Source organism: Niameybacter sp., from assembly GCF_036655075.1.
Classification (GTDB): Bacteria; Bacillota; Clostridia; order Lachnospirales; family Cellulosilyticaceae; genus Holtiella.
On sequence record NZ_JAVVQU010000064.1, the window covers coordinates 1 to 10563 of the forward strand.

8 protein-coding genes are annotated in these 10563 nt (G+C 38.4%); 3 read left to right on the forward strand and 5 right to left on the reverse strand.

Translation table 11 applies throughout. The features are described 5' to 3' along the window. Window positions 1-54 precede the first annotated feature (54 nt). Window positions 55-801, forward strand: coding sequence for an alpha/beta hydrolase (locus tag RRY75_RS12955; RefSeq protein ID WP_332717119.1), 747 nt, complete (start codon window positions 55-57; stop codon window positions 799-801). 324 nt (window positions 802-1125) lie between these two features. Here RRY75_RS12955 and RRY75_RS12960 read toward each other — a convergent pair whose 3' ends face one another. The 5 genes from RRY75_RS12960 to RRY75_RS12980 all read right to left on the reverse strand — a co-directional run bounded on the left by RRY75_RS12960 (window position 1126) and on the right by RRY75_RS12980 (window position 7594). Continuing rightward, window positions 1126-2187: an ABC transporter permease gene (locus RRY75_RS12960; RefSeq protein ID WP_332717122.1), complete on the reverse strand. Its 1062-nt coding sequence runs from the start codon at window positions 2185-2187 to the stop codon at window positions 1126-1128. Between the two features lie 10 nt (window positions 2188-2197). Further along, complete coding sequence (locus RRY75_RS12965) at window positions 2198-3574, reverse strand: HlyD family secretion protein (RefSeq protein WP_332527916.1); 1377 nt, start codon at window positions 3572-3574, stop codon at window positions 2198-2200. A 12-nt stretch (window positions 3575-3586) separates the two neighbouring features. Then, a complete protein-coding gene (locus RRY75_RS12970) occupies window positions 3587-4432 on the reverse strand; it encodes a carbohydrate ABC transporter permease (protein ID WP_332494295.1) in 846 nt (281 codons plus the stop codon). 11 nt (window positions 4433-4443) lie between these two features. Continuing rightward, window positions 4444-5289 (reverse strand): carbohydrate ABC transporter permease, encoded by an 846-nt coding sequence (locus RRY75_RS12975; RefSeq protein ID WP_332527917.1) that lies wholly within the window; start codon window positions 5287-5289, stop codon window positions 4444-4446. A 64-nt stretch (window positions 5290-5353) separates the two neighbouring features. Further along, window positions 5354-7594, reverse strand: coding sequence for an ABC transporter substrate-binding protein (locus RRY75_RS12980; RefSeq protein ID WP_332527918.1), 2241 nt, complete (start codon window positions 7592-7594; stop codon window positions 5354-5356). Window positions 7595-7773: 179 nt separating this feature from the next. Here RRY75_RS12980 and RRY75_RS12985 point away from each other — a divergent pair, with 179 nt between their 5' ends. Together RRY75_RS12985 and RRY75_RS12990 are read left to right on the forward strand one after the other, a co-directional pair. Then, window positions 7774-8454, forward strand: a complete 681-nt coding sequence (locus RRY75_RS12985; RefSeq protein WP_332527919.1) for a response regulator transcription factor — start codon at window positions 7774-7776, stop codon at window positions 8452-8454. Next, the gene (locus RRY75_RS12990) at window positions 8448-9758 is read left to right on the forward strand and encodes a sensor histidine kinase (protein ID WP_332717128.1); all 1311 of its coding nucleotides are present in this window, start codon (window positions 8448-8450) and stop codon (window positions 9756-9758) included. Before RRY75_RS12985 ends, RRY75_RS12990 begins: the two co-directional genes overlap by 7 nt. The last annotated feature ends 805 nt before the right edge of the window (window positions 9759-10563 follow it).

Below are 10563 nucleotides of genomic sequence, written 5' to 3' on the forward strand. Positions count from 1 at the left end.
TAGATATTTGTTGGATTGAAGATTATTTATATAATGGGGAATAGGAGAAAGAATATGATTTTTAAAGAAATTGGTGATAAAAATTATCCTACTATAATTTTCTTGCATGGTGGTGGCTTGTCAGATTGGTCATGGAAAGTAATTGTTGATAAATTTAGCGATAACTACAATGTGGTTACTCCGATTATTGATGGTCATGGAGAGAATGGCAATGAGGAATTTATCAGCATTGAAGATTCAGCTTCTAAACTAATAAACTACATTGAAAAAGAAAAAGGTGGAAAAGTATTTGCGATTGGTGGATTATCAATAGGTGCACAAATACTTTGTGAAGTATTGGCACAAAGACCAAATATTACACAATATGCTATTGTTGAAAGTGGGTTGGTTATCCCTCTAAAAGGAACAACAGCTTTAACTGTTCCTACTTATCAGTTATGTTACGGTTTAGTAAAAAAACGATGGTTTGCAAAAATGCAAGCACAAACCCTTTATGTGCCAGATAAATTGTTTGAAACTTACTATCAAGACAGTTTGAAGATTAGTAAGCAATCACTAATTAACATTACTTTAAGTAACGGAAATTACTCCCTCAAAAATTCCATTACTAATACAACAGCAAAAATCTTAATTATTGTTGGTGGAAAAGAAATTAGTGTAATGAAAAAATCAGCCACACTTTTACACAATACATTAAATGGAAGTTCTTTGTATATTGTCCCCAAAATGAAGCACGGTGAGTTGAGTTTAGTCTATCCAAATCAGTACATTGAGAAATTAGAAGAGCTATTTACATTATAAGCATGGCATAAAGTTGATATAGCTTAGAGGTTTATGCAATAAAATAGTTAATTGTGCGAAGGAACCAGGCTCTCTTTATCACTCTGCTTAACTATTAATTTAACTGTATTATATACCACAGGGGAGCTAATTTACATGAAGAGTAGAATAGGTCGGTGATGCGTGGGTGGTGTCCCTGTAGCTTTTTTTGAGCGAGGGCTAAGAGGCTGTTAATGAGTGTGTGAACGCGGAAGGGATACCGCACGCGTAGCACCGGCCGAACCTCCTGCATAAACTAGTGATTCTGTCACACGAAACAGCCCCTTCAGTCGAAGGGGCTATATTTCATTTTTTCCTCCACTTATAAATACAAACCACCTCTACTATGCCTATCCCCATAACCCTATTTCTCATAAAAGTATAAATGCCTTCAAAGGGGAATAATGCATACTGCGTGAGGTAGTTATGTTGTATGCATTTTACCTTAAACTGTTCCACATAAAAACTTATATCAAACAAATTATTAGGGGGTAACCCTTGCTTAGATATGTAAAACCCAGTGAGTGTTAGCCTATACACCATCCACATACAGCCTATATTAAGTACCACTTTAAGAAGACTTTGGACAACACTTTTTGTAGTTTTTCCTTGTAGCTTTTGCATTTCTCTTCCACAATTTTTCACCAACCTATACATGCCTATGATACCCAAGATGGCCATAGGGAGTCTAGTTCCATTTATTAATGTTTTTTTTCTATCTAAAAGGTCAAAAACAACATTTTCTTCCCTACTCACCGTCAAGTCTTCTAAGTCATAAATAGAAAGTGCTTCTCCTGCTTCATTTTGTGGGGTTAAGATAAGGTTTTCTACTACCCATTCCTCTGCTACACTACTCCTAAAAGGTAAGTAAATCTTCTCCTGTCCATTGTCTAAAAGAATATCTGTCCAAGATTTATATTTTTCATAAACGCCTACTACTTGATAATAAATGCCCTCAATTTTACAAAGATTCCCCGCTGCTTCTTCACCCCCAAACAAACTTTCTGCTAATACGTCACTGATGACGACCACATTGTTCCCCTGTGCAACAGCTTCCTCAGAGAAAAATGCCCCATTTTTCATGCTCAAAGGTTGTACACTTGGCAAATATCCATTGGTTGCTATGACCTCTACACGCCGCTGACTTTTCCCTTGTATAGTCCCAGACTTCTGACTTAATACTGTAGGTTGTAGTCTTTCATAACTTTCTTGCCTCTTGAAATGTTCATAGCTTGTGCCGTCTCCTGCCTGAAGGTATGCCACTATGTTTCCTGTCCCATAGTCTTTAACATAGTGTGCGACCATGTTGTATTTGATGAGTTCTAAACCTACTAATAGGATTAAGTACATCCATCCTCTTTTTCTCACCTTCTCACTCCTACTCTAGACTAACTTCCATACCTTCTTTTAAAGGTTTAGATGTCCTTACAACAACCTTTGCACCTGTTGGTACAATGGCTGTAATAGCCGTATTTAAGTCACCTTCCTTTAAAAGCGTACAATTGATTTTACTTACCTTATAGGTTGTTACCCATGTGCCTTCTTGTTTCTCCATAACAAAGATATAATTTTGCCCCTCTTGTTTGACAATAGCCGAGTTTGGTACAATTTGTTCGTACGTACCTGACGCTTGAACAACTTCTATTAATACACTTTTATAAGCAGTGCCGTCTTGTTGTACCACCTCTTGAGGCATTTCTTCCATATCTTCTATCTCACAAGTGAAAGTATACGCCCCTTTCTCTTGATTCAAGGTCTTTTGGATCACTTCGGCATCTCGCTTTCTTCGCTCTAAGGTCCACTTCACCTTGTCGCCAACTTTTATCTTCTCGGCCTGTACCTTGGACACTTCAAAGCTTACTCTATAAGGAATGTCTTCTGGTACAATCACCGCAAGTATTTCTTTTTTATCCACTTGGTCTTGTTCAAAGGTATGGAGTGTCTGAATGTAGCCACTTATGGGGGCTGTTACTACCCGCTTACCTGTATCTACTTCTTCTACTTGTAACTGGTGGTTGTTCAATATACTTTGTTTGTCTATCTCCATTTGTTGATTGACTAACGTTGTCTCTTTAGCTTGCAAAGCTTCTAATTCTTTTTCTAGATTTTCTATTTTGACCTGTGTGAGCTGTTCTACTTTTCTTTTAAGTTCTTCCCTTTTATTCTGACTTGTCTCATAAGCCTCTTGGGACACAGCCCCTATGGCATATAATGCCTCATTTAAGTTGACTTCTTGCTCCTGCTTTTGAATGGCTTCTTGTAACGCTATAAGCTCTGCGTCTTCTGCTACCTGACTGATTTTATCTTGTTGCTTTTGGTAGGCTTCTTGTGTCTTACCTCTTTCTACCTCTAACGCTTGTTTTTGTCTATCTAAACTTTCTTGTTCGAGTAACAACTTAGTATGTTCAAGTTCCTTCTTCAGCAAACTGGCTTCAGATTGTTCTTCTTCTAAGGTAAACAAGACTTCTCCTTTTTGTACTTTCCCCCCTTCTTCTATTTGACAGTCCGCTACTTTCCCTTCTAGGGGTGCTTCAACTTTAAACTGTTTTTTTTCTATAAACTTTTCATCAGGTCCCACTTTGCCATCTACAATAAGTTTAGTTTCTATTTTGCCCTTTTCTACTTCCTGCACTTTTACAACCGGTAATAAAAAGGTATAGATTGTTTTTGAAAGTATGGTCAAGGCAAGCATAATGCCTAAAAAGATGAGCATACTTCTTCCCATAATTTGTTTGAACTTAATCCCTGTTTCCATCCTGCTCCCTCCTTATTTCAAATTGGTTATTTTAAAGCCTTCTGTTAAGTCATGCTGAGCATAAAAGGCCAAAAGCACTGGCAAAATCATATATAAGACACTGCATGCAAACCCTATGGAAATATTATTTTGTGCAATGGAAGCTAGATAGACAGAAAGAGGATACTTATCCTTAGAAGTTAAGAAGATAAGGGGTTGCTCCACCATATTCCAATAATCTACAAAGAGGAGCAATGCCACTGTTACAATAATAGGCTTACACATAGGCACAACCACATACCTTAATATCTGTAAGTCACCAGCACCTAGCAACCTTGCTTCCTCTATAAATGCCTCATCTATCCCTTCCATAAACTGCTTTAAGAAAAAGACACCAAAGGTCCCAAAGATACCTGGCAAAATAAGTGCACCATATCTGTCTAGCAACCCAAGCTTATCCAACATCATATAGTTTGGTACAACTGTCACTTGAAAGGGCATGAGCATAATAACAATGTAACTAAAGAACAATACCTCTGAACCTTTAAACTTCAATTTACTCAATCCATAGGCTGCAAATAAACCTATTATTGTCTGGAGCACAACAATAGGTGCCACGATCATAAGGGCATTCCAAAATAAATAGAGGAATTCTGGTGTCTGAAACAAAATATGATAGTACTGGTCTAAGTTGATGTAAAAGGGCTTAATAAAAGTTTTCTCCCAAATACTCACATCATAAGCGGTATACAACTGTGCAATAAGCTGCTCTCCCTTTAATGAATGCATCACAACATAGGCCACTGGCAATAAGGACAGCCCTATCCCTAAAATCAAACCTATCTTTGCTACCCACCGTATGCCGAGCCTACTCTCCATTTGTACGCCTCCTATCTATTTTGCTTCATATAACTTTGTTGCCAATAAGCCATTCCATAGATGATGGCAAAGAGGACCATATAAAGTAAAAATGAAGCAGCTGTCAGTATTTCATAATTTAAATTGATAAAGTGATTATTCATAAAGTGTTGCAATAGATAAAGGTTATGGACAGGATAATCCCCTTGTAGTAAGTACACCTCTCTAAAAATCTTAAAGCAATTCAATAAGGAGATAATGATAGAAAAAAAGAGCATAGGCACAAGATAGGGAATCTTAATCCATAAGGCAACTCTCCAAAATCCAGCGCCATCTACCCGAGCTGCCTCTTCAAATTCTCTTGGCATACTCAGCAATGAGCTTAGTATCAAAATCACATTATACCCCATATTTTTCCATATAATGAGCAAGATAACAATCCAAGGTGCATAGTCACTGACTAGCCAATCTTGTGAGGTATGTAAGATGGCATTAACAAGCCCATCTCTTGCCAATAAATCCTGCCATAAAAGCATCAAAGAGGCAGTGGGCACCACCATAGGAATAAGTAGTATGCCTTGAATGCCTTTATACTTTTCTAAATATCGCTCTAAGAACAGCGCTACAACCAACGAAAGGCTACACAACACGGGCAGGGCAATCCCTACAATAAAACTTGTATTATGGACTGCTAGCTTGTAAGCATCATTGGCAAACAATGCCTTAAAGTTACTAAGTCCTACAAACCTTCTATCTATCACACCTTCTGTAAAGCAATACATGAAACTTTGTAAAAAAGGTATCATGTAGAAAATCATGACACCTACTAAGCTAGGTAATACAAACAAAAGTCCCTTAAAACGCTTAAGTTTATGCATAGGTATCTCCTTCTTACAAGAAAAGCCCCCTTTTCCAAATCGTGCTACTGGGGGCTTCATCTCCTTATTCCACTAAATACGCTTGAGCTCTTTTGGCAACTGCCCGAGCTGCTTCTTGTGCCGTCATCTCACCTTTAAAGTAACCTTTTGTTTCTTTCACTATAATCTCCATTAAAGTTTCATCCATCATAACGGGTACTTTGGACTCTTGGCAAAGTTGTAAGAACGCCTCTTGTGCCCATCTGTAGTTCCCATCTATAAAGAGTTCACGCCCCTTGTGATCCGCAACGCCAAAAGAACTTGTATCTTCTTCGTTATGGGCGAAAGACTCTTGAAGTGCCTTGTTATTTACTGCAAAGCCATCTCCTAGATTAATCCTTTGAATAGTGTCAGATAAAGCTGTTTCAATAATCTCTTGTACAATATCCTTATTATCGCTATTGACATTAATCCCTACAATCCCTTGTGGTATAAAGACACCTTCTTCTTGATTTCCTAACCTTACAAAACCACTTTGTCCACGTTTTTCATTGGCTGCAACTGCCATTAACAAATCAAAGCTTGCTTTCGGTGTCAAAATGTGTACAGCTGTTTCCCCATAAGCTACGTCTAATAGTCCTGCAATTTGTTCAGTACGTGGGTCATGCCCATTTGTTCCTATCTCTTTTTCTTTCATAAGTTCTGGCTGTTGTACACGCTTAATATTTTCTAAGAAGGTAGCGAATGCTTCTTCATTGATAGTGCCTTTTGCATCTTTCCAAGTAGTTGCAGTCGTTAAATAGAATGCTCTAAGCAGTTGTTCTTCTGAATAATCAGGGAAAAGCTTTTCATTTGGATGAAGCTTACACCACTTAGCCAGTTCCTCAAGGTCACTTCCAGATTGTAGTACTGCTTCATCACCCCATAAGGTTGGAAAGGCAAATCTTATGGGAACAGCATACAGCTTATCCTCTTTTTCATAGGAAGCCGCCACACTAGATAACCATAAGCCTTGGTCCATAAAAGGCTTTGCCCAATCGCTCATATCTTCTAAAACACCTTTTTCCATATAAGTTTCCACAGGTAATCCATCTAGGACTAATAAGTCTGGCCCCTTCCCTGCAAGTATTTCTGTATTCAGTGCACGCATAGCATCTGTCTTTGTGAGGGTGCTGCCTTCTTCTAATCCTATTTGGAAGCTTACTTGTACTTCTGGGTTGTCAATTTGATACTGTGCTATAGCTTGTTTAAGGGTCGGTTGCTCTTCTAACATGTACACAAAGACTTCATTTTGTGGCTTAGAAGGTGTATCTTGAGCATACACATATTTTTTGAACTGATACTCACCTTCTGCACCTCTAAAAACAGCAAAGAATACATCGTCTTTTACAATCAACTCAAGACATTCTAAAGAAGGCATGCTAAAAGAATATCTATCGGTATCCATCACCCGCTCCCATATAGACCCGCCTTGTACTAAATGATTAATCCCTTGGTTATTCAGTAAGTAAAGACCACCTTGGTTATCAGGTATTAATTTGCTAGAGTCATCTACACCTTCACAAGGTATCGTCTCTATCAGTTTCCCACTCTCAAGGTCATAACTTTTCACACTACTATCTTGTACTGCTATTTGGTACATTTTATCTCCTATAACCGCCACACTTGGCGAACTTTCTCCATAAGCTCTAACAAAGGTTCCATCTGTAGCCTTGTATCGATGTACACCCATATAAGCATCTGACACTATCAAATCCCCATCTGGCAAGACTTCTAGTGTTTCTGGTGTCACATAGTCTTGTTCATACTCCCAGTCGATATTTAAGTCTTCTAGCTTATTATCCTTACCCAACTTATAGATTCTGGTTTTAGATTCCTCTGCTAAGCAATAAGCAATGTAAGTTTCCTCCCCATTTGTATAGAGTTTGTCTTGATACCATCCCTCACCTAATTGTTGATAGGCCGTGCTCCATGGTGCATCTTGTTCTTCCCATGTATCATCACTTGTTAATCGATATACCTTAATCTCATCCTGATAAATATAGGCCTCTATACCCTGCTGTGTTTGACCCATTCCCATCAAGAAGCCTTTTCCCATATTAGGCAAAGCTAAAGTTTTTTCAACGTAGCGTCCCATCGCTACATTTTCAGGGGCTACATTTTTATTGCCTACTTCTTGGGTATTATCCTGTGGTAGTTCTCCTTGTCCACAGCCACTCATTAAGAGCATATTCAGCACGAGTGCCCCTGCACCTATTTTTTTGATTTGCTTTTTCACTTGCTTTTTCATCTGCTTCTTCATTTGTTTTGTCTTTAATGTTTTCATAGCCTTTACCCTTCCTCGTTCTCTTATTAAACTTATAATACCACTCTAATCTTGAAAAAACCTTGAGCGCTTTTCAAGATTGTTTTAAGATTTCTATGCTATACTAAATTTCATATACAACTTAAAACGTAATGATGAAACATCTTATACTTAAACTACTTTAATTTTTGGAGGGTACTATGCGTATTTTATTTGTTGAAGATGACCAAACACTTTGTGATGCGGTAAGCTTTCATTTAATCAATGAAGGTTACCTCGTAGATGTCTGCTATGACGGAGCAGATGCTCTATACTTTATCAGGCAAGAGGCCTATGATTTGATCCTTCTTGACCGTATGCTCCCTTCTTTAGACGGACTGGCGCTCCTAAAAAGGATACGTGCACTTAGTATTTCTACACCTATTATTTTGGTGACTGCCCTAGATGGTGTTGGCGACCGTATTACAGGACTTGATGCTGGAGCCGATGACTATCTTGTCAAGCCTTATGCCATTGCAGAACTTTCTGCTCGTATACGCGCCCTTAGTCGTCGCCCCACCCAATGGGAAAGTCTTAACCACCTAAGCTACGGTGACATCACCTTAGATTTAGCAGGACAATCATTAAAAGGACCTTCTCATTCTTGCTCTCTTTCTAAGCGGGAAAGTCAACTGGCTGAAGTGCTACTTAAAAACCCCGGACAAACCCTACCCCGTGCTATGATTTTGGCTAGAATTTGGGGACCTGATGCAGATGTAGAAGAGGGTAACTTAGATAGTTATATTCACTTTCTTCGCCGTCGCTTACATACTACTGGTAGTACTTTGCAAATTAAGACAGTTCGTTCTGTTGGCTATACTTTGGAGAACTCTATATGTTAAGGAAACTTCGCCTTCAGCTTACCCTTCTATCTAGTAGCATTACTGCTTCTATTTTAATCGTTATGGCGATTCTTTCTCTTATGCTCTTTGAAGACCAGTTAAATAAGCAAAGTCATACAGCCTTTAGTGGCTACTTAAACCTTATTACTTCTAAACTTCAAAATGACCGGGTCATTAGTCAAACTTGGCTGGCTCAAATGGAGGCAACCCACCATCTTGTCATTTTCATTGAAGATAATGGCACCCCTTTATTATTTCAAGGTGCCTTTCACCCTCGCTCTAGCAGAAGCTCACTGATTGAGATGGCTCAAAGGACGGCACGCCATCAATACAACTTTGACCCCCATGCTATTCCACTTTCAAAATTAGATGTGCCTACTGTCACCTTTAGCCTCACACCCTCAGCAAAAGAGCACTTTCTCACAGGCATTGCCATTGTTCCTTCCCTCAATGGTGCCTATACTGTAACCCTCTTACAAGATATGCAATTTGAACACACGCGCATTTCACAGACACGTCTTCTTTTTGGTGGCCTTGTCTTGTGTAGTGTAGGCCTACTTGCTTACTTTTGTTGGTGGTTTGCTGGTCGTGCTATGATTCCTATTGAAAAAAGCAAACGCAAACAAGTAGAGTTTATTGCTGCTGCCTCTCACGAACTTCGTGCACCTTTAGCGGCAGTACAGGCAAGCGTATCCGTCTTAAGTCCTACCAATATTGCTTCTAATGAACATTTTATAAGTGCTATCCATGGAGAATGCAAACGTATGAGCCACTTAGTAGATGATTTGCTTCTACTAGCTAATGCAGATGCTGAGACTTGGTCTATCCACTATTCACCAGTGGAGTGCGATACCCTCCTTATTGAGACGCTAGAACTCTTCTATCCTTTAGCTAAAGCACAAGGTCTTCTCCTAGGCTTAGAACTTCCCAATACAATCGTTCCCTCTATTACTGCAGATGCCAATCGTATTAAGCAGGCCATTACGGTGCTCATTGACAATGCCATCCACTATACTCCTAGTAAGGGTAGTATCATAGCTTCTTTAAGCTTAGAAGAACGTCACTTAACTATTAAAGTCATAGATAATGGCCCAGGTATTCCAGACATTCATAAACCTTATATTTTTGACCGCTTTTATCGTGTAGACCCCTCTCGCCATGAGAAAAACCATTATGGCCTTGGACTCAGTATCGCCTATGAAATCATTCATCTACATGGTGGAAGGTTATCCCTTGAAGACACACCACAAGGTGGATGTACCTTTATCATCAAGCTTCCTTTAACTCACGCTATGAAAAACTGATGTAAATACCATTTAGCATGACCCTTCTTAAAAAAACTCCTAGAGCCTCTTTATACTTAGAAGTGCTCTAGGAGTTTTTCTTATTTCTTTTTATAAATATTTATAATTTCATTTTTCTCAATATACTTCAACATGATTAAACTTAAAGTAACACCTACTAAATTTAAGATAAAGTCATTAATATCTATAACAAAATTAGGATGATTTGTTAATAGATTGATTACAAAAAGCCAACCTAAGTCACCTCCCCCCTTACAAAACATAGGTAGACTTAAGTTGGCCTTTTGCTTGTGGCATATAGTTGCAAATAAGCTATGAACCTTCTTTCTTAAAACGTTACCTCCAAGTGTAGCGGTATGGTCGGCCTCATGGAGCAGTGTTTCATCAGTGTTCTTTAGGTGAAAGGGATGCTATGCATTTATCACTGCAAGTGTCTGAGTCATTCACCCTTCATGTAGGTGTTGCCTCTGGCTTTACTTTTCGATTTTGTTTCTACCAAGAAGTAGACAATTACTTATTCAATGAAACTATATAGGCATTGCCCCACCTTACTAGTTGCCACTATACCTAGTGAGGTAGTTTTGAAAAAGTTTCTTAAGTTTATAGCAAGAGGGGAGAGTCTATAATACTTGAAAAACCTTTTCTCACATAAGTGTAAAATTCAAATGGACCTAGGATTTGTTTTACTTCTACACTCATGCTTCTACGTTAGAACAAGTTCTAACATATTTTATAATTTATATACTACACCATAGACTTGGACAAGTCAATAACTTTTCTGAATAAATTATAATTATTTATTTTT

Bases quoted from the DNA above. Each gene is read 5' to 3' on its own strand.
- RRY75_RS12955 (WP_332717119.1), top strand. From the start codon at position 55: ATGATTTTTAAAGAAATTGGTGATAAAAATTATCCTACTATAATTTTC.
- RRY75_RS12965 (WP_332527916.1), bottom strand. From the start codon at position 3,574: ATGGAAACAGGGATTAAGTTCAAACAAATTATGGGAAGAAGTATGCTC.
- RRY75_RS12990 (WP_332717128.1), top strand. From the start codon at position 8,448: ATGTTAAGGAAACTTCGCCTTCAGCTTACCCTTCTATCTAGTAGCATT.
- RRY75_RS12980 (WP_332527918.1), bottom strand. From the start codon at position 7,594: ATGAAAACATTAAAGACAAAACAAATGAAGAAGCAGATGAAAAAGCAA.
- RRY75_RS12975 (WP_332527917.1), bottom strand. From the start codon at position 5,289: ATGCATAAACTTAAGCGTTTTAAGGGACTTTTGTTTGTATTACCTAGC.
- RRY75_RS12970 (WP_332494295.1), bottom strand. From the start codon at position 4,432: ATGGAGAGTAGGCTCGGCATACGGTGGGTAGCAAAGATAGGTTTGATT.
- RRY75_RS12985 (WP_332527919.1), top strand. From the start codon at position 7,774: ATGCGTATTTTATTTGTTGAAGATGACCAAACACTTTGTGATGCGGTA.